General features: G+C 33.2%; 20 protein-coding genes. 15 read left to right on the top strand and 5 right to left on the bottom strand.

Annotated elements, in window-relative coordinates:
- Positions 1–591: 591 nt before the first annotated feature.
- Positions 592–1,638 carry a helix-turn-helix domain-containing protein gene (locus tag WAO84_RS00005; protein ID WP_340062957.1) on the bottom strand — a complete coding sequence of 349 codons (1,047 nt, stop codon included), beginning with the start codon at positions 1,636–1,638 and terminating at the stop codon, positions 592–594.
- A 69-nt stretch (positions 1,639–1,707) separates the two neighbouring features.
- Positions 1,708–2,808, bottom strand: a complete 1,101-nt coding sequence (locus tag WAO84_RS00010) for a type 1 glutamine amidotransferase domain-containing protein (protein WP_340062958.1) — start codon at positions 2,806–2,808, stop codon at positions 1,708–1,710.
- 151 nt (positions 2,809–2,959) lie between these two features.
- Here WAO84_RS00010 and WAO84_RS00015 point away from each other — a divergent pair, with 151 nt between their 5' ends.
- The 7 genes from WAO84_RS00015 (at position 2,960) to WAO84_RS00045 (ending at position 9,843) form a co-directional block, all read left to right on the top strand.
- Entirely contained in the window at positions 2,960–3,712 is a 753-nt protein-coding gene (locus WAO84_RS00015; RefSeq protein ID WP_340062959.1) for a hypothetical protein, read from the top strand.
- Between the two features lie 304 nt (positions 3,713–4,016).
- Positions 4,017–4,436 (top strand): hypothetical protein, encoded by a 420-nt coding sequence (locus tag WAO84_RS00020; RefSeq protein WP_340062960.1) that lies wholly within the window; start codon positions 4,017–4,019, stop codon positions 4,434–4,436.
- 116 nt (positions 4,437–4,552) lie between these two features.
- The gene (locus tag WAO84_RS00025) at positions 4,553–5,740 is read left to right on the top strand and encodes an alpha/beta hydrolase-fold protein (protein WP_340062961.1); all 1,188 of its coding nucleotides are present in this window, start codon (positions 4,553–4,555) and stop codon (positions 5,738–5,740) included.
- A 370-nt stretch (positions 5,741–6,110) separates the two neighbouring features.
- Positions 6,111–6,824 carry an SDR family NAD(P)-dependent oxidoreductase gene (locus WAO84_RS00030; protein WP_340062962.1) on the top strand — a complete coding sequence of 238 codons (714 nt, stop codon included), beginning with the start codon at positions 6,111–6,113 and terminating at the stop codon, positions 6,822–6,824.
- Positions 6,824–7,423, top strand: coding sequence for a YdeI/OmpD-associated family protein (locus tag WAO84_RS00035; RefSeq protein WP_340062963.1), 600 nt, complete (start codon positions 6,824–6,826; stop codon positions 7,421–7,423). The genes WAO84_RS00030 and WAO84_RS00035 overlap by 1 nt, the downstream gene beginning before the upstream one ends.
- Positions 7,424–7,586: 163 nt before the next feature.
- Positions 7,587–8,426 (top strand): CPBP family glutamic-type intramembrane protease, encoded by an 840-nt coding sequence (locus WAO84_RS00040; protein ID WP_340062964.1) that lies wholly within the window; start codon positions 7,587–7,589, stop codon positions 8,424–8,426.
- 337 nt (positions 8,427–8,763) lie between these two features.
- Entirely contained in the window at positions 8,764–9,843 is a 1,080-nt protein-coding gene (locus tag WAO84_RS00045) for a hypothetical protein (RefSeq protein ID WP_340062965.1), read from the top strand.
- Between the two features lie 287 nt (positions 9,844–10,130).
- Here WAO84_RS00045 and WAO84_RS00050 read toward each other — a convergent pair whose 3' ends face one another.
- The gene (locus tag WAO84_RS00050; RefSeq protein WP_340062966.1) at positions 10,131–10,292 is read right to left on the bottom strand and encodes a hypothetical protein; all 162 of its coding nucleotides are present in this window, start codon (positions 10,290–10,292) and stop codon (positions 10,131–10,133) included.
- Positions 10,244–10,435 (bottom strand): transposase, encoded by a 192-nt coding sequence (locus WAO84_RS17180; RefSeq protein WP_422614468.1) that lies wholly within the window; start codon positions 10,433–10,435, stop codon positions 10,244–10,246. The genes WAO84_RS00050 and WAO84_RS17180 overlap by 49 nt, the downstream gene beginning before the upstream one ends.
- 1,115 nt (positions 10,436–11,550) lie before the next feature.
- Here WAO84_RS17180 and WAO84_RS00055 point away from each other — a divergent pair.
- On the top strand, positions 11,551–12,381 hold the full coding sequence (locus WAO84_RS00055) for an alpha/beta hydrolase (protein WP_340062967.1): 831 nt from the start codon (positions 11,551–11,553) through the stop codon (positions 12,379–12,381).
- 239 nt (positions 12,382–12,620) lie between these two features.
- On the opposite strand, the gene WAO84_RS00060 is transcribed toward WAO84_RS00055, so the two are convergent.
- Entirely contained in the window at positions 12,621–13,247 is a 627-nt protein-coding gene (locus tag WAO84_RS00060; RefSeq protein ID WP_340062968.1) for a LytR/AlgR family response regulator transcription factor, read from the bottom strand.
- A 243-nt stretch (positions 13,248–13,490) separates the two neighbouring features.
- On the opposite strand from WAO84_RS00060, the gene WAO84_RS00065 reads away from it, so the two are divergent.
- From WAO84_RS00065 to WAO84_RS00095, 7 genes are all read left to right on the top strand, one after another.
- Positions 13,491–15,236, top strand: coding sequence for a T9SS type A sorting domain-containing protein (locus WAO84_RS00065; RefSeq protein WP_340062969.1), 1,746 nt, complete (start codon positions 13,491–13,493; stop codon positions 15,234–15,236).
- 648 nt (positions 15,237–15,884) lie between these two features.
- Entirely contained in the window at positions 15,885–17,084 is a 1,200-nt protein-coding gene (locus WAO84_RS00070; protein ID WP_340062970.1) for a porin, read from the top strand.
- 293 nt (positions 17,085–17,377) lie between these two features.
- Positions 17,378–18,298 carry a mediator of RNA polymerase II transcription subunit 21 gene (locus WAO84_RS00075; protein ID WP_340062971.1) on the top strand — a complete coding sequence of 307 codons (921 nt, stop codon included), beginning with the start codon at positions 17,378–17,380 and terminating at the stop codon, positions 18,296–18,298.
- Positions 18,299–18,568: 270 nt separating this feature from the next.
- Positions 18,569–18,955 (top strand): hypothetical protein, encoded by a 387-nt coding sequence (locus WAO84_RS00080; RefSeq protein ID WP_340062972.1) that lies wholly within the window; start codon positions 18,569–18,571, stop codon positions 18,953–18,955.
- Between the two features lie 315 nt (positions 18,956–19,270).
- Positions 19,271–20,086 carry a DUF6597 domain-containing transcriptional factor gene (locus tag WAO84_RS00085; RefSeq protein ID WP_340062973.1) on the top strand — a complete coding sequence of 272 codons (816 nt, stop codon included), beginning with the start codon at positions 19,271–19,273 and terminating at the stop codon, positions 20,084–20,086.
- Between the two features lie 72 nt (positions 20,087–20,158).
- Positions 20,159–20,527: a VOC family protein gene (locus WAO84_RS00090; protein ID WP_340062974.1), complete on the top strand. Its 369-nt coding sequence runs from the start codon at positions 20,159–20,161 to the stop codon at positions 20,525–20,527.
- A 4-nt stretch (positions 20,528–20,531) separates the two neighbouring features.
- Positions 20,532–21,011: a DUF6265 family protein gene (locus WAO84_RS00095; RefSeq protein ID WP_340062975.1), complete on the top strand. Its 480-nt coding sequence runs from the start codon at positions 20,532–20,534 to the stop codon at positions 21,009–21,011.
- Positions 21,012–21,113 lie beyond the last annotated feature (102 nt).

Below are 21,113 nucleotides of genomic sequence, written 5' to 3' on the forward strand. Positions count from 1 at the left end.
TGACAGTTAAAATTTAAAGTTAGAAAATTCTAATTTTAAGCTGTCCTATTTTTAGGGAAGGCTACAGAGGAAGCGTATAGGCTAGCACAAAATGGAACTGAATTTCCAATCATAATAAAAGAGGAAGATGACCGAACTGAATCTGCTGTTGCTCTTAAAAAATTCCCCACGGGATATGTCCTAGGTATAAGTTGTGATACCGAGAATATGTTTAAATTATTTTTCTCTGAAAATCTTGATGAGATCATGGAACAATGCAATAAGTATATAAAAGTATTAAGGGAAAAAGGAAATCCATTCTTAAATAAAAAATGATTGGAATGAAAAAATAGATTTACTCTAGAATACCAAAATGAAAATTCGAATGAAATGAAATAAACGTGTTACAACAATGGTAACCGTTGCACAAGCCACTAATTAAAAAAATATCTGTCCTCTTTTAAGGGCTTTTTTCAATTTATTTCTCTTAACCGGAGGCTGTATTTAAAGGCTTTAAATACAGCCAAAGGCAGGTTTGGAGCAACCATCTCATAGTTTTTAGAAAAGGAAGGTTTCCCACCCCGCTTTTCACCTTATTTTGAGTGAAATTCACTACTTTACTGAATTACGATATGCAGACGGAGTAATTTTTTCAAACTTTTTAAATGAAGTATTAAATGAAGACAAACTGCTAAAGCCAGAATCATATGCAATTGAAGCAATAGTGTACTTACGAAGTTTGTCATTATCTAGAATATCTTTGGCCTTTTGTATTCTGTATTGATTTATAAAGTTGTTAAAATTCATTTTAGCATATTGGTTTATACTTGATGAAATTGTATGGTTTGAATAGCCAGTTAAATCACTTAATTTTTGGAGTGATACATCTGTTGCCAGGTATAGCTCACGATCTTTTATAAGTTTTTCTACCTGTTTATAAACTTTTAAATTATCCTCAATTTGTTCGAATGTCTTCGAGTTAATCTCATTAATTTTTAGTGCATAGGCTATATATGTCAAGACATAAATACACACGGAATATATTATTGGACCCATAATGTAGGGTACCTGATCATCAAAAATATTTAACACATATGAAAACCAAATTAATGCAATACCTAACATCACCCAGTGTAGCCATGTAGATATTCTTTCTTGGGTTTTTGTTTTGCCTTTGTTGTAAAAAGATCTATTAAAAACATACAATAATTTTGATGACCGTAAAATATAGAAGGCCAAGTGAAGGTAAACACCAACTAAGATAATGAAAAACAATAGTTTACCATTTGTAATTAGCCATTCTTTTGAAACGGTTATACTTGTAACTATCACTAAAAGAAATGGAACTAAATGAAGGTAAAAGAGTTTTGGCAACTTAAAATTTATACGAATTAAAGAGTTTGTATACCAGTAGAGTAACGGCCCAATTACCAATAATACAGATAGCCCCAATAATATAAATAAAAGTTCAAGATTGGCATTGAATTGAAGTATAATTGACTTGCCCACTCTAAATGCCATTAAACTTAATAAAATGGCTAAAAAAACATCTGCATTTGTTCTTTTAGTCTTGATAAAGCTAAAATAAACCCCTAATGATAACCCATGAATTAGCCCAGCACCACAAATAATAATTAGAAATATATCAACAGTATTCATGCACAATTATTGATTGTATGAATACAACGAATTTATTTGTAAGTTGTTACACTTTGGTTAGGTAACTTTTTATTTTTTCCCTTCTTCGCATTTTTTTGCATAAGAAGCTAGTTTCGATATTTCATAAAACCTCCAAATGTTAAATTGCATGGCCTCTATAAAACCGTGTTTAGCAATTAATAATCTGCTTAGCGGTTTGTTTTCTATTAAAAGTGTTTTTTCTATCAATTCTTTAGCTTTCTGTCTGCCATGTAAATGGTAGGTCAATAAAACTTTTACAGCATTTTCTTCATCTGTTAACTCTCTGTATTTTGGGCTATGACCTAATTGTTTGATCATGTTTTCAGCTAATGACCATGTTGACCAAGGATTTTGACCTGTGATTAAATTATTATCATGACTGACTTTCTCTAAATACATTATACCCTCATCAAATGAAGCTCCTTGTGCAACAATTTTATCTTGTAAAAGAAACGGAAATATTGTTTTTGCATCTGGTATTATAAGTAGTTCTTCTTTGTTTGTAAACGCTGTAATTTTTTTATTTTCAAGGAGTGGACGTCCATTATCTAAAACTACATTTACTAATGCTGCTGGACCATGGCAAACAGCGCCTATTACTTTATTGGATTGATAATAATTACGCACTATAGTTTGGATTGTATGATTCTCTGGAAAATCAAACATTGCTCCTTTACCTCCAGCAAAAAACACTGCCTGATATTCATCAGCAACAACATCTTCTAACTTTATTGTGTTTTTTGTTTTTTCTTGTGCAACGGGATCGTTTAAAAAAGCATAATCAAAAGCACCCATATCTTCATCGTCTAGGACTACCGGAGCATTACCGCCAAGAGGGCTCGCAATATCAACTTGATAACCATTTGCCATAAAAACATAATAGGCTCTTGCTAATTCAGAGAGTTCATAACCTGTACTCTTCTCACTGCTGCCCATACTATCTGTACTTGTTACTATGGCTAAAATTTTACCTCTTGGTTCAACTTTATCTTCATATAAATAAGGTAAATCTGCTACTGTAGTTTTTGTTATATCTACCCCCTTTTCAGGTAATAAATTAATAAACCAGGCACCAATTGATATCATGATAAGAATTAAACCAAGAATTGAAAGTAGCGACCATTTAACTATGCGGTATTTTTTGAACATCGTATGAATTTTTAAAATTATGATGGCAAAACAAGAGGAATGCATACATAAAATATGATGAAATCATAATTCCGTCAGAGTAAATCATAATTGAAATACTTAAACTTTCGAATAACCTATTAATTTGACTACTCTAATATTTTTATTTAAAATGCGATATAAATTCATTAATCCGAAAAATTACTACAAGGAGTTTAGGCAGCTCTATGGGTTCATTATTTCACCAGAATACAACTCGAAAACACAACTAACTTTAGTTGAGAAAATCGAAGGAACTTGGAAAATGTTTGTGGTAAAGTTTGTATTAACGCTAGTTATCGGTATAGGAATAGGTTTATTTTATGAACCTGAAAATTTAACTAAAAGCAGTATGATGGAGCGATTTACTAATCCATTTTTATTGTTTATGGTGGTATTTATTCTGTCCTTACTTGAGGAATTTGCATTTAGGTTGTCCTTAAAATTTAAACCCATTTTTTTAGCCATCACTGCAGGAGTTCTGACTTATTATGTTCTGAGTAAGGGCATCTATCAAACTAAATTAAGTGACTTTGAAAATCATTTTATAATAAGGCTTGTGGCTGTTATTGCTATTATAATTTTCAGCTACTTTATTTTTAGGATACCCATAATTAAGAAAAAACTTGAAGTGTTTTGGGTGAATAATTTTCGCTGGATTTTGTATTTCTTCTGTTTTGGTTTTGCTTGGCCACATATCTTAAATTATGAGTTAACGGTATTAAATTTACTACTACTTCCCATCATTACTTTTGATAAGCTAGTTAGTGCATTTTGTTATGGGTATGTTAGAGTGCATTATGGATTTATTTATTCGTTTGGAACTCATATTATTTGGAATAGCATAGGTTTTACTGTGAGTTTAATCTCAGGTGGGAATAATTAAAATTAATAGAACAATGAGAAAACCTATACTTAGATTCTCCATATTTATATTTGCATTCGTTTTAAGTAGCTGCAATGCGGATAAATCGAACACAAAAAAAATCATTCAACTACCAAAGAAAACCTATATCTAGGTCTTAGACCACCTGGTATGACCTCTGAAACTTTAGTATTAGATTCGCTTGCTAAAAAAGGTTGGGTATTAGGAGGTATACACGATGCTAATATGGAAGAATTTTACTTGACATCTACTCGTGGATCAGTATTACATCAGCTCGTTGTTAGCTTTCGAAGACTATCGCATCATGTGGCTTTGGTCTTCTGCTAAGGGAACTTTAGTTTTTGATGAAGCCACTAGAGATGGAAATGGTCTTCTTCGTTTTTCTAAATTGGTAAATGGCAAACGTGAAAAACCAATACCCTTTGGTAAAGAGATAAACACAGGTAAATGGACGTCTCATCCTTTTATAGCACCTGACGAGTCGGATAGTGAACGAGAAGGTGGCTATGGCTCATCTGATCTTTACATTAGTTTTCGACAAAAAGATGGTTCATGGGGCAACGTCATTAATATGGGAGATAAAATTAACACAGCCCGAGAAGACGGAGGAGGTTACGTCATGCCTGATGGAAAGTATTTTTCCTTCTGCCCCAGTTGCAATCCACCGTATAATAGAAAATGGATAGATGCAAAAATTATTGAAACTTTAAGGTCTCAACAATAATTTCTTAAGAAGTTTAAAATAATAATTAACTACCGTGGATAAGCATTGTAGCCAATTAAAGCAACTATGTCACATAAATCAAATTCATTTGTATTTATTAGAAAAACAAGATAATCATGATTAAAAATCTATTTACAGCCAGTTTATTTACCCTAATATTATTTGGTTGCCAAGCAAACACAAAGGAGACTACAAACAAGAAAAAAGAAGTTGGGAAATTAAGTATTGCTACTAAACAAATAATTAGCTCTACAATTCTAAACGAGGAACGGCCAATTATCATTTCCTTGCCAAAGGATTATGATAAATCTAATGCAAAATATCCTGTTTTGTACTTGACTGATGGAATGCAAAATATTTGGCATGTAGTCGGAACATTAGAAGTATTAACAAGAACGGGTAGCGTTCCGCCAATGATTGTTGTTGGTATCGAAAGTACAAATAGAATGCGTGATTTTACACTAACAACAAGTGAAAACAATCCAAAAAGCGGAGGTGGAAAAAAATTCTTAGCGTTCATTGAAGAAGAATTAATTCCTTATATAGATACCAATTATAGAACAAATTCTTATAGAACTTTAGAAGGACATTCTTTAGGTGGATTATTTACAGTGTCAACTTTTATGAAAAATCCCGATTTGTTCAATAGTTATATTGTGATGAGTCCATCATTATGGTGGAATGACGAGGAACTCACCAAGAAGGCACCAGTATTTTTCAAAACACATACCAATTTGAGGAACTCATTATTTTTTGGTGTTGGCACTTACGAATCCGGCGCTGAATATGGAATGAGAAAAGAACTCAAAAATTATGTGGATGTCATTATAGAAAACAAACCTGAGAAATTAAGGATTGAACGAAAAGAACTTGAAAGGGAAGGACATATGTCTTCAGTTTTGTTATCAAACTATTATGGGTTGAAATTTATTTTTTCAAATATGACTTTTCCTGAAAATCTATATGAAAATTATTCCGATGAAAAGTTTTTGGAACACGAAAACCACATAATGAATAAATATGGTAAGTCCGCAAAACAATCCGCAGAATCTTATGTGAATTTAGCGTCCATATTATTAGGGCAAGAAAGATATTCGGAAGCAATTACCATAATTAAAAGGAGTGTATCAGCCTATCCTTTTGATGTAGGTTTAATGAATTTTTTGGCTAATACATATGAGAAGAATGATGATGTTGATTTAGCTATAGAAACTTATAAAAGAGCCATTATTATATCCAAAAAAAATAATTACAACCGAGAAGAAGAGTTTGAAAATAAAATTAAACGGCTTATAGAAAAATAACTGGCTACAACACGGTGTATAAGTATTAGCGGTTTAAGTGTTAAAACAAAATTATGAACATAAAACAAAGGTCGGTGCAAAACCGAAAGGTTTGTGAGTAGAAATCCATTACTACTCATACACAAGACCGTTAGCTTAAATTCAGCCTTTGGCTGCCCAAAACCACTATAATTTGCTAAAGCAAATCCCCGTTATTTTGGAAATTCAACTTCACAAGGGCACAACGGCAATTTGGCAACGTTCTACATGTCTTTACAATTTCTTTGTACCTTAGGTACCAGCAATTGTAAATCCAGAACGTAACTGCGTTTAGCAGGGCCGTTATGTCTCACCTAAAGAACAAAACATAAACAAATAAAGCCCTTTGAAAATGGAAAAAATCTCATTAATCACGGGAGTAAGCCGAGAAATGGGACTTGGCTATGAAACAGCAAAACAATTGAAAGAACTCGGCTATAAGGTTCTTATTACCGCGCGTGACCATAAAAAGGTATCAGAACTTGCCGATAACATTGGCGTTGATGCACGACAATTAGATATTACAAATGACCAATCCGTTAACGAACTAGCTAATGACATTGAGACTGAATATGGGAAATTAGACGTGCTTATAAACAACGCAGGGGCATTCTTCGACCAAGGTACAGAACCCCTTTCATCTGACCTTGAATTTATAAAAGACGCTCTTGATACGAACCTTTTAGGAGCTTGGAGAATGATTAAGGCATTTCATAAATTACTTGACAAAAGCGACCAGCCAAGAATTGTGAATGTTTCAAGCGGTGCAGGTTCATATAATGACCCGGTATTCGGACTTACTTATCATTTCAGTAAAGTTCCGGTTTACGGAATTACAAAACTTGCACTGAACGGACTAACTGTGAAACTTGCAACCCAACTTAAAGAGAGTAAAATCAAAATAAATTCTGTTGACCCAGGCTTTACTGCCACTTATCCAGGAACCGAAGAATGGGGAGCAAGACCAGTAGAAGAAGGTGCAAAAGGAATTATTTGGGCAGCTACTTTACCTGATGACGGACCTTCAGGTGGATTTTTCAAAGACGGAGAACCAAAGAGTTGGTAATGGATTCGTATAATAACATAGAAACTTTTCATGCTAAGTACAGAAATGAATGGCGAGCGTGGTTGGAGAAAAATCATTCAACAGAAAAATCTGTGTGGCTAATTATCTACAAAAAGGAGAGCGAGACACCTAGCATTTATTATCCCGAAGCGGTAGAGGAAGCTTTGTGTTTTGGTTGGATAGACAGCAAACCCAACAAACGGGACGAATACAGTTACTATCAATTCTTCTCGAAAAGAAATCCCAAGAGCAATTGGAGCCAACTAAACAAAGAGAAAGTTACAAAACTAATTGAACAAGGACTTATGCAACCAGCGGGCTATGAGATGATAAAAATTGCCAAACAAAATGGTACTTGGACTGCCTTGGACGAAGTTGAGAATCTGATAATTCCTGATGACTTACAAGAATTGTTCTCAAATAATAAAAAAGCGTATGAAAATTGGGAGAACTTTCCACCCTCTTCAAAAAGAGGAATTTTGGAATGGATTTTAAATGCTAAAAAGCCTGAAACAAGACAAAAGCGAATTGAAGAAACCGTATCACTGGCTGAAAAAGACATTAGGGCAAATCATTACAGACAACCAAGAAAGAAATAAAAAGGCGAAGGCATGACAACATATATAAAAAATAGGCGAGGTAGCAGTAAAATCCAAGTTTTTTGCTCGTATCGAAATTTGTGTTTAACCGAAAGTTCCGTGCTTCGAAATTGCCTACTTTTTATATACCAACCGTTAATGGCAATTTGGAAAAATCAAAATAATGAAAGCTTATATAAAAAGAAATCCCGTTAAGCTCTTCTTTATCCTAACATTTATTATTTCATGGAGTGGAATTCTTATTGTGTCTAATCAGACTGGGATTCCAGCAACGCCAACACAATTTGATAGATTATTACCTATCGCAATGATTCCATATTTACTGGGTCCTGTAGTCGCAAGTTTTTTACTGCTTAGTGTAATTAAAGGAAAAAAAGGGTTTAAAGAACTATTTAAAAAATTAACGAATTGGAGATTTGACGCAAAATTCTATTTAATCGCTACTTTAACGATACCAATTCTTTCAGGACTTTCTCTATTAATACTATACCAGTTTTCCGATGCATACATTCCAGCTATTTTTTCTGCTGAAAACAAAGTCACTTTAATTGTAAGTGGATTGATATACGGAATTATCGGTGGTGGTTTATTAGAAGAGCTGGGTTGGTCAGGTTTTGCAATTCCAAACCTAAAAGAAAGATATGGAGTTTTAAAAACAGGTTTATTTGTAGGTTTTCTATGGGGAGTATGGCACTTTCTACCAGTTATTTGGGGATGTGGCGATAATTATGGGAATTTAGTATTAGGAAAATTTTTACCTGGATTCTTTTTCCATTATGCTGGTTTGATACCAACACGCATAACAATGGTTTGGCTTTATGACAGAACAAACAGTTTAATACCACCAATGATTATGCATGCTTCTCTTACTGCATTTACATTTTTTATTTTCAATATTTCTCAAGAAGGGACAGCTCTTTTCAATTATTATCTCTTAATAGCTATTGGACTATGGATAACCGTCGTATTTGTACTTTATTATTGGAATAAGAAACAGATATAGTTAAAGAAAAAATAAAAACTGCCACTAACAATGTATATAAAAAAATAGGTGAAATATTAGTAAAACCAAGGCTTTTGGCTCGTATCGAAATTTGTGTTTAACCTAAAGTTTTGCACTTCGTAATCGCCTAGTTCTCATATACGAACCGTTGCTATTCATTGTGCGGAAAATCGATAATCGATTGAGCTATACCGTTAACAAATTGACTCTTCACTATTTATTACTATCAATACACTTTTGAAAAAAAGGGTTGTAACACTTATTATATTAGGGGTAAAATACCCATAAATTATATAAGGTCAGCCTTTAAATTTGTTAAACTTAAAAAATAGAAATTATGAATAATTTTAAAAAATGTATTACCATATTTCTAACATTAATATCGTCTTATGCCATTTCGCAAGATTTATGCTACACAAAAACTTGTCTAGATGATACATCTTTTAAAATAGAGGCTCATAGCGGAAAAAATTATACTAAGATTAAAGTTATTGAACAACCAAATGGGCCTAGTTGGGAAGCTAACACAAATAATCTTGCTAGAAACTCAGTAGCTACTATTAATGGGTTACAAAGAGGTAAAAGATATTTAATTTCAGTATCTGGTAGAAACCGTATATGGTGGTTGTGGTCAGAAAGATGTTTTTACAATGAGTTTATACCTTTAGGTGTATTTGGAGATATATCATCAAATAAAAGTAAGTATTGCGAAGATGAACAAATAACTATTAGATCTAATTTAAATAATAATTCATCAGTTGGAAATCTAACGGTTAGAAAAAATGGTAATGACATTTTTACTACTACAAAGTTCAGTTACAATAATCCAATTGATTTAAAACAAGTTTTAAGTACGCCAAATAATTATGGCAACACTCTGAATCTTACTACAGGAAATTATAGTATAATTTTCAGCGTTGAAGAATCTAACTCAACCTTAAAAGGAGGATGTTCTAAATTTTTTTTTGTTAATTTTGAAATTACAAGTAACTCATTAAAAGAACCTTTAGTTACATTTAATCATAAAGACACATCTTTAATTAATATATATACCATTTATAATATTTGTAATTCTAGAAATAATGATGGTGTATTATTAAGAGTTAGCAGAAACATTGCTTTAAATGAATGTGAAAGAATAGATGAAAAAATTTTAATAGCTATATCTACATTTGACACAATAACTGGAAATTCTTCAAACACACAAAGTATTGTGTATAATTTTCCATACGAAAATTTAACATTCGTCAAGTTAAAAGATATTTTTCCAACTTATAATTTTAGTAATGATATAACTTACAAAATGGTCATTTCTGGGCAAACTTATTATTTCAAAATGAATAGCTGGAATGACTGTTTATCCGTTTCAAATCCAAGATTAAATCCAAGAGCAAATTTAAATAGGATAAGAAATTAATATCTGACAAACAACGAAATGGTAACAATAGCTCCTATGAAAAACCAAAGTCCAGTGTCCTAAACATAGTCAATATGTCGTTTTGCCTTAAACCACTTTTTTCTTTTTAGTATAACTTGCTCGGCATCGTATATGTGATCTGCCGTAAAGGTCGTCACCGGTATTTGTACCATCTTAAGCTATCATACTTTCAATCACTTGCTAACCGTTGTGATTACCTGAAAAAGGACATCACCTGCATTGTTCTGTGATTTGAATGTTGCCTTCAATGAGCTTTGTTATTGCTCTTATTCCACTATCCCTATTTCATAATGTGTAGCTGTCTTGTCACGGCCAATGTCCGGTTCAATAGCTCTCTGGCCACTTTGCCGATTACTTTTTTGGTGTTCTTGCCCTAGTGCTAGCGATAATACGTCTGCATTACCGGATCTGTGCGTATGGCCTGCCATGAGGCCTCTATAAAATATATACGTATCAATCGGTGCGCCCGCTTGCTCATGTCGGTATGCCTTAAAGTAACCCCGCTTTGATAAATGCCAGTGGGCAGACCAACATAGCTGGCAAGTTGTTTGATATTTTTAGACCTTCTCAAAGCCTAACATAGCTATAAGTAACTTGTTTGTGTGCTAGGTGATTATACCCTAATCTTACCAAAGCGTAACGTACCAAAAGTATTTGGAAAAACATCTCCTTTTCCTCCGGGTAGTACGAGAAAGCGCTGGTGGTACACCAAAAGGAGGGCTGCTCCTTTTGGGCAGTGTTTCGAGTACGGTTTGCGTAGCAAAACCCCTTCGGAAAAGGCGTCCTTTTTCCGTTCCTTTTTAGACGAGTAAAAAGGAACAAAACCAAAAAATCATTCATATATTTAAAGGATTATTTGGATAACCGCCATACGTATATTTGGATGTTAGCTTAAATTCAGCCTTTGGCTGTCCAAAATCGCTATAATTTGTCAGGGCAAATCCCCGCCATTTTGGAAATTCAATTTAACGCCCTGCTAAACCAAACTACCATATAATGTAAAGCCCAGGTACAGCCAGAGACTGGCATCGGGCAAAACTCCATCTAACAAGGGCCAAACAGCAATTTGGCAACGTTCTACCAGTCTTTAAAATTTCTGCGTAACTTCGGTATGAATAATTTTAAATTCAGAACGTAAATGCGTTTAGCAGGGTTGTAGATTTGTCGTTTTGTGAAGATGGATTTTTACTCACAGGAAAAAGTGATGATATTTTTTCGTTCTATAATTTAATGATTATTAATGCATTAACAAAAATGAATTATGATAATACAGAAATAATCTCAAAAGGATTGAATGGGTTTTAAATTATCAAAATTTTGAACGCGTATTACCAAACAATTGGAAAGGTTCAAGAACTCAAAAATATGGCGGATGTATGAAACAAATACCTCGCTATATTAGAATAGTCAAATTAACATACCCGTTTTCATATAAAACGAATTTGATTGAAATCCTTTGATTGTTAAAAAATAATAACTTGTTATTTGATACGAGATGTAAACTGGCAATTAAATTTTTGAATAAAAAGAAACAAAAAAAACGGATTTTAGAAAATTAATGGTTTATACCTGCCAAAAGCCTGGGTTGAATTTGACAAACCAAAAAAAATGGTTTATAGATAAATTATAAGTAGAGAAAACAATTAATTGACGACAAGGAAATAAAATTTATAACAGAATAGAAAAATGAATAAAAAAACATCAATAAATCGAATTGTAACATCAATTTCATTAGTATTAATATTTTTACATTTCAGTTTGTGTATTGCGCAGCAAACAACAGATAGTTTTATAATTGGGGATAAAATTTCGTTTGATTCAAAAATACTCAACGAAAAAAGGTTAGCCGTTGTAATTCCTCCTTTTGGTTATAAAAATCACCCGGAGAAAAAATATCCTGTAGTTTATGTGTTAGATGCAGGTAATAATCTTTTTGCAACACATGGAATTGCCAATTATTATTCAAAAATGTTGGAAATAATGCCTGAAGTAATCATAGTTGGTATTGTAAATAAAGATAGAATACATGATTTTTCTCCGGCTCCCGTAAAAGATTATCCAAACGGAGGTGGTGCTGATAAATTTATTGATTTTTTAAACTCAGAACTGACAACGTATATAGATAAAAATTACCCAACATCTGGTTATAATACTATTGTGGGTCATTCTATTGCTGGTTTACTTGGAGTTTATGTACTTCAAAAAAAACCAGATCTTTTTGACTCATTTTTGCTTATTGACCCTACTGTTGGCTGGAATGACTTTCAATGTATTGAATCTACAAAGGGGTTTTTCCTCGAAAACAAAACCATAAATAAAAAAGTATTCATAACCTCTTGTAGTCAAAAACAAGATGGAATGTATTCATTTTTAGGAGTGCTTGAGATGTACGCACCTGAAAGTTTTATTTGGGAGCATAAATTTTATAAAAACGAAAATCATAATACATTAGGTCATAAAAGTATCTGTGATGGATTTGAAATGATATTTAAAGATTGGGGAAATAAAGATAAATAAATACGAATGCCAACAATAGTAACCGTTACACAAGCCCTTGATCGACGAAAAAATGGATCAAAATAAGCCCTTGTACCGGGCTTTTTAGTGAGTCGGCTTTCAGTAACTTAAACAACAGAAATAAAAGCCAACACTTCGCAAAATTAAAAGAGGCGTTTTCCAACGCTAAAACCAACTCAAAACGCCATATTTAATTTTACTCAACCGCTACACTTTATTGATTGAATTCAAAGGTTATCTTAAATAAAATCCTTCCGTAGCAACCTGCTTTCAATTTCTTTAGTGACCGAGTCTTTGTATTTTTTACTCAAGGGGAGTTTGATATTATTTTTCATAATAATTTCAGAAACACTAATACTTTTAACAAAAATTGGATTAACAACATAGGAACGATGGATTTTTAAAAAACCGAATTTCACCATTTCTATCTCTGATTGTTTCAATCGCTGGAAACAACTGTATTTGTTAGAAAGTGTGTGATAATCTACATATTCGCCATTGGCTTTTAAGTATAAAATATCTTGCGACAATAAATACACCCATTTTCCAGAACTACGTATTTTAATGGGTTGGTCAAATTGCTTTTTATTTATTTTGAGCATTTTTGTATACTTTTCCCTTGCTGCAAGTCCCCATTCATAAATAGCGTAACTATATCCTAAAAACAGTACAAATGCAGTTCCTAATATAGTAATGGGTATAGCTCTCAAAGGATAATGAAAAATGGTGTAGGATGGTAAATGATTACTTAAGAAAAAATAAATATATACATACCGTATAGCCGAAAACAATGCGATGAGTAAAATAAATTTCTTATAAGGAAAACTTGTTTTTTTTCCTAATTTCAAAAAACCAACAATAAACATACTTATGATTACAGAGGTTATAAAAAAAGCTAATAAAATAGAAGTTATAAAACCAAAAAATTCAAAATAATAACCAACACTTCCTAAAAACAACAATACAATACATAGCCATCCTTTTAGCGATATATGGTTTTTTACGAGATTGCTCATTGAAATTATCAGTCCGTTCATTGAATACAGATGTAATTAATACAAAGAAATGAAAAATTTGATTTCTTTTGTTTAGTCCATACTTTTAATGATATGAACAAATATGAATATTTATTGCTTTTTATACTTGGGTTGACCACATTGATTACCAATGGTCAAACCTCTTTTTGTCAAGATGACCCACCACTAAACCCTTGGTTGGCAGATTCGCCATATCCTATCTACCATCGAAACAGTTATGGCCAAGCATCAAGTTGTATAGAGGGCATTCAACCAAATGATAGTATTTCCATAAAAATGAGGCGAGATATAACTGGAGGTACTTCACCTTGGATATATCTATCTGACGAATATCCTAATGGAGAAAGAACGATTCTATATTCTAATTCTACCCACATATTTAAATTTATAGATAATGGTAGCGACTTGGTTGCTATAGATAGTTTGAGATTAGACTTTAATACGCTTGCATCAAATGGTTACAACCATTTATTGACGAAAAATAAAATATGGTTCTCGTATGAACCAACCTATGACCCAGCAAATAACAAATTTTCAGAATTGTACAAATTTTCAGATGCTGACACTACGAACCCTTACTCGCCAATTATTGCTTTGGACACCTTAAATTTTGGAGACTATGGCATAAATAGAGTCAATATGTATAATATAAACTATAATGGAGAGATCGTTTGGTATTCGGAAAAAGACCCAAACCTTAACATCGCTTATGCGGGAGTAATTGACCAAAATTTTAATATGCTCGATACGCTACAATTTAGCACGCTTCCGAACGAAAGAGTAAACCACAATTCAATTTCAGTAGATGAAAATAACACCTTTTATATCGTAACTTCTCACAGGCTCATAGCATTTGCTTGGGATGGCATAGACGTGACCATTAGTTGGGAAGCGCTATATGACTTTGTAAATGATGGTCCAACTGGTAATTTTGCCTATGGAAGTGGTACAACACCTACTCTTATGGGTTGGGGAGATGGGAACGACAAATTGGTGGTAGTAGCAGATGGCCACGCTAATAATAATCTGGTAGCTTTTTGGCGAGAACTGCCAAATGGTTGGACAGGTATTCCTGGAATGCCTCTACACTTTGCAGATTCCATAACCATACCAAATGCCCAATCTTTTGGCAATCTATTTCAATCCATTGAAAATTCGCCAACCGCCTTCAATTACGATATTGCTATTGCACAATTCAATGGGTTTTTAGGGTACGGTTGTGATAATGAAAAAGGAGTTTCAAAATTTAGATGGAATGAAACTAACAACAATTTTCAATTAGAATGGACAAATAACAACGTAAATATGAATGGTGTATTAACGTATTCTTCTGGAAGTAATCTTGTATATGGAACAGGTAAAGAATTAGATTGCAACTATTATTATTATGGACTGAATTGGGATACTGGAAATGTTCAATTAAGATATCTGCTCGGTCAGGAAGAGAACTTTCCTGACGACCCATTTTATGACCAAGGTGTAAACCATATTATAGATGAGGATGGAAGTATTTACTATTCTGGTTCAAGGTCTTTAGTAAAATTACAACGTCACATTTCACCACTATCTGTTTATGAAAATGAATTTACAGAAGATGACATTAAAGTGTATCCAAATCCAACCAAAGATATCATCTATATTAACGGACTGGAATCAACAGACTGGAAATATTCCATCTATGACATCCAAGGTAAAGCACTTATGAATGGTATAAATCAAGATAACAGCATTGCCATTAAAAATTTAAAAGCAGGCATCTATTTCTTGAAGTTATCAAAAAATAATAAAAAAATAATAAAAAGAGTCATAATATTTTGAATTGGAAAACTGAATTGCCAACGCTTTTGTCAGCACATTTGTATTTTTAGCCCACACATAAACCAAATAAAAAACACAAAAGAGCTAACAAGCCAACGCTACAATCTGAACAAAAAAACCAACCAAAAGGCAGCAGGTAACAAAGTATATAAACTATGGCTTGGTCAGTCCTTACTTAGAAAATTCTGCAGATTTTCCAACGATAGTTTATATTTGAAGAGGTCTGTGCCTAAAAACGCCACAGCTCATATACATAAACGTTAGCTTAAATTCAGCCTTTGGCTGCCCAAAATCGCTATAATTTGTCAGGGCAAATCCCCGCTATTTTGAAAATTCAACTTCACAAGGGCCAAACAGCAATTTGGCAACGTTCTACCAGTCTTTAAAATTTCTGCGTAACTTCGGTATGAATAATTTTAAATTCAGAACGTATATGCGTTTAGCAGGGCGTTGTGCGTCATTCTGACCCATCCGAAATTAATGAAAAAAGGTATCAATTCCTACCAGGGCTAATTAATTTCTTTTGCTAACGATAAAATTTGAAATTGCTAATACACAATAATTTATGATTCGGTAATTTTACTGTTAGTCAGAATTAAAAGGAATAATCAAATTATCATTCCCGAAGGCGAAACTAAAATAGAAGTATTGGATATTGTTGTGGTTTTATCACAGCTCAAAAAGGTAACAGAAGTATCCAATCTTTTCGGTAAGCAAAAATTAAAACCAAAGAAGATGAAGCAGATTTGGCAATTTATAATACTTATTGCACTAATTTTTTCAAGTTCAAGCATATCGGCACAAGTTGATAGCACTTGGCAAGAAAAACCGCAATTAAATATTTCGGGTTTTGCAGACGTTTTTTATGTCTATGATTTTAACCAACCACAAGGCACGGAAAGACAAGCATTCTTATTCAATCATAATCGACACAACGAATTTAACTTGAATTTAGGACTTGTAAAATTGAATGTCGAGCATTCAAAATACCGAGGCAATTTTGCACTACAGACAGGTACATATGCCAATGACAATTATGCAGCAGAACCAGGGCTTTTAAAGAACATTTTTGAAGCGAATATTGGCATTTCACTAAATAAGAAAAACAATCTTTGGCTTGATGCAGGCGTTTTACCCTCTCATATTGGTTTTGAAAGTGCCATTTCTATGGACAATATGACTTTGACACGTTCTTTGTTGGCTGAAAACTCACCTTACTTTTTAACAGGAGCAAAACTAACTTTTAACCCAAACAACAAATGGAAAATAGCAGGATTGATTGTCAACGGTTGGCAACGCATTCAAAGATTGGAAGGTAATTCATTACCTTCTTTTGGAACACAGGTGACTTACGGCCCGACTGATAAAGTCACTTTAAATTGGAGCACATTTATTGGAACTGACGACCCTGACACAACAAGAAGAATGCGATATTTCAATAATTTTTACGGTCAATTTCAACTAACCGAAAAGTTTGGTTTAATCGCAGGTCTTGACATTGGAACACAACAGAGAACAAAAAACAGTTCCGTTTACGACTTTTGGTTTAGTCCTGTCATTATTGGACAATATACGATTAACTACCATTGGAAAACCGCTGTTAGAGCAGAATATTATCAAGATGAGACAGGAATAATAATCCCAACAACAACAATGAATGGCTTCCAAACCAGAGGCCTTTCCTTAAATCTAGACTATTCACCAAATCAAAACATCATTTGCCGAATTGAAGGCCGTTGGCTAAATAGTAAAGACACTGTTTTTGAAACCAAAAGCAACTTAACAAACGACAACTTTATAATCGGAGCATCGATAGCAATCAAATTTTCGGAAACTCTGAACAAATAGCCTACGCTAAAAGCCATACACATTAGCAAGTCGCGCTAGCCAACACACAAGCCAAAAATTACCAAAGAGCATGTTTTTGCCAACGCTACAATCTGAACAAAAAAAACCAACCAAAAGGCAGCAGGTAACAAAGTATATAAACTATGGCTTGGTCAGTCCTTACTTAGAAAATTCTGCAGATTTTCCAACGATAGTTTATATTTGAAGAGGTCTGTGCCTAAAAACGCCACAGCTCATATACATAAACGTTATAAACAATTAAATATAGAAACCATCATTAAACAATAAATAAAATGATAAAAACGATTATACTAGTAATAACAGTAATAGTTGGAGCTAACTTTAGCGTAAGTTCTCAGGAACAAATACAAACAAATCTTGGATTAAAAAGTGACTTTACATATAACAATGGTAATATAGCTATTGGAGGACAAAACAATTATGATTACAGACTATCAATATCAAAAGGTAACAGCAGTTCTCGATTAGCTTTTATCAACTCAGGGTTCTCAGAAAATGCAATTTTAGAATATCATACCTCTAAACAACTAAGATTTCAGAATTGGAATAATGGAGTTTGGAATGGCAATTTAATGACAATAGACTATACAAACGGTAATGTTGGTATAGGAACTACAGATGTAAAACAGAATTTAACTATAGCTGACGATAGACCCAAAATAGCGTTAGTTGATGAAAACGGAGATGCTGGTGTAATTGAATTTTATGAGATTTCCAACCAAATTCGTTTCCAAAAATGGTTTAACAACGGAGGTTCATATGATAAAACTATTATGACACTTGGAGGGGATAATGGCTTTGTAGGCATAGGAACCATAACACCTGATATGAAACTTACCGTAAAAGGAAACATCCACGCAGAGGAAGTCAAAATTGATCTCAATATCCCTGTTCCAGATTATGTATTCAAAGAAAATTACAATCTAATGAGTATAGCTGAACTAGAAAAGTTCATAAAAGAAAACAGCCATCTACCAGAGATTCCATCAGCTAAAGAATTTGAACAAAATGGAATTATGCAAGGGGAAATGGATATGAACCTTCTTAAAAAGATAGAGGAATTAACCCTTTATACAATCCAACAAGAAAAGAAAATTCAAAATCTTGAAAAAGAAAATAAAGAGATAAAATTACTAAACAAAAAGCTTCATGAATTACAATCAAGACTTGAAAAGTTAGAATCTGAAAAGTAAAAAGCTTATAACAATTTGCATATTTCCTTCACTACCTTCGGGAGATAAATTCAATCTAATGCCCTGCTAAACCAAATTGCTACCGTAAAAGACAGACATCGAGTGAAACTCAATCTCACAAGGGTCAAACAGCAATTTAGTAACGTTCTACTTGTGTTTACAATTTCTTCGTACCTTAGGTATTAGTAATTGCAGATCCAGAAAATAACTGCGTTTAGCAGGGTGTTGTAAAGCATTGAGTAAGAATCATTATTAAAACTGTTATCTCTTATGAAAAAAATAATCTTATCCTTTTTTGTTCTGTTCTTTGCTCTAAAATCATTTTCCCAAGAAGTAGAAAACGGACCTGATTTTAGTGATATAGATAGCATTGAAAAGGTAATTGAATTATATGAAAAAGGTGAATTGTTTAAAATTTACATGATGCCGTTAGAGTTTGGAGGGGGAGATAGTGCAGAAAACACGCTGTATGTCCCGGAATTTGTTCAAAAATTTAAAAAACAATATGACAAAATTGTTGAGGACTTATTGTTAGATGGAAAAAAATTAAGTTTTGAAGCAACCCCTGAGTATAAGGGAAGAAGTTTTGTTCCTTCTAAGCTAAAACTTGTAGTCACCGGTGATTCAGAATTCACTGAAACCATACATATTTGGTAGAGAATATAGCGTTTTACAACAAAGAACTGAGTTGAAAAGTAAGGGTTTTTAATTTAATCTCGACACTTAATTTTCATCATAGGGTACTACTGATTTTACTACAGCACATAGGGCATTAAGTTCTGGACCTATTGCCTTACGCATGTTTGCAAAGTCTGCCAGATCTTTCGATTTGGCTTCACAAAAACAAGGTAAAACAAAATGCAATGCTTTGGCTACAGACTAAACGGAAAGATAATTGCTCATAACCTGCACTACTTGCCATAGCTGCACCGTTACCTGCAAGCTGAAAAAAGTTTATTAAATTAAAGTACAATGAATTATCAGACTTTTAAGCCCAGTCAAGACTTAACAACACTTGTTAAATGCTATTGGACTTTGGAAAGCCCGAGAGAAGAAACGCCCGAGAGACAAACCATAGTTCCTGACGGCTGTGTTGAAATGATCTTTCATTACGGAAATTTATATAAACAACATATCCCAAACAAAGAGAGTATTATTCAACCGAGATGTTTTGTAATCGGTCAACTCACACAACCGCTTGAAATAGAACCAACAGGCAAAACAGGGATCTTTTCTGTTCGTTTTCATCCTAACGGTTTTTTACCTTTTACAACTATTCAGATAAAGGAAATGGAAAATACAGCTATTCCATTAGAAGTTATATTTGGACAAGATGGGCACGAGATCGAAGAAAAAATTATTAGCGCTAATTCAACTTCAGAAAGAATAAACTTGATTCAAGCTTTTTTATTAAATCACCTGACTGACTTTGAAACTGTTGACCGTATTGTAAAATCGACGGTCGAGACAATTTTGACAGCCAACGGGCAACTTTCGGTTTCTGAACTTTCAAGACTAACAAATATAACCCGCAGACAATTAGAACGTAAGTTTTCATCGGCTGTTGGTTTAAGCCCAAAACAACTTTCAAAAATTATTCGATTACAGGCAACACTCAAAATGTTGTTGAACAAACAATTCTCAAGTCTTACCGCTTTGGCTTATGAAAACAAATATTACGACCAAGCTCATTTCATTAAAGACTTTAAAGAATTTACAGGAGTTTCACCCAAAGAATTTTACGGTAACAACCTGAAGTTGTCTTCGCTTTTTTACAGATCAAATTAACCTTGTCGCATTTTTACAATTTTAGATTGCTGTTACCTAGCAACTTTGCACCGTAATGTAAAATATTTGACAATGGAAAATTTAATCAATTGGTTTGAAATCCCAGCAACAGATTTTGGCAGAGCAGTATTTTTTTACAAATCTATTCTTGAATTGGATATTAAAGAAACCGAAATGTTCGGAACAAAAATGGGCTTCTTCCCTAATGACGGAAAAAATGTATCAGGAGCAATTGTACAAGGCAAAGATTATAAACCTTCATCTGACGGAGTAATTGCATATCTAAACGGTGGCAACGATTTGCAAAGTGTACTGAACCATGTAGAGAACAACAATGGAAAAGTCATTGTTCCGAAAACACAAATCAGTCCTGAAATGGGATATTTTGGAATGTTTATTGACACCGAAGGAAATAAAATGGTAGTTCATTCAATCAACTAAACTTATGAGAACAGGAACAAAATTTTTTATCGCAATCGTTGGATCAATACTTCTTTGTGCTTGGACAACTGTACAAACAAACGACATCAAAAAAGCAGAATGGTTAATAGGAACTTGGGAAAATAAAACGCCAAAAGGAAGCATTTACGAAACGTGGAATAAAACTGATGATCGTAATATTCTTGGAAAAAGCTATATTATCAAAGAGCAGGACACGCTAATTTTTGAAACCATACAATTGATACAAGAACACGATGGACTCTATTATATTCCTACCGTCAAAAGTCAAAATAACGGTTTACCTGTTCGTTTTTCAGTCAAAACAATATCAAATACACAAATGGTCTTTGAAAATACGAAGCACGATTTTCCACAAATAATTTCTTATACAAAAATCACAACAGATTCGTTGGTTGCTGAAATTTCAGGTATTAAAAACGGCCTGGAGCGCAAACAAATTTTCCCGATGAAACGAATGAAATAAAAATGAAAAACTATCTTTTCCAAATAGTCATTTTCTTGTTGGCCTTATAGAAAATATAACAAATTCAAATTCACTTGAAACTGGGGAAGTCTGTTAAGTATC

The organism is Ascidiimonas aurantiaca (assembly GCF_037646345.1).
Classification (GTDB): domain Bacteria; phylum Bacteroidota; class Bacteroidia; order Flavobacteriales; family Flavobacteriaceae; genus Ascidiimonas; species Ascidiimonas aurantiaca.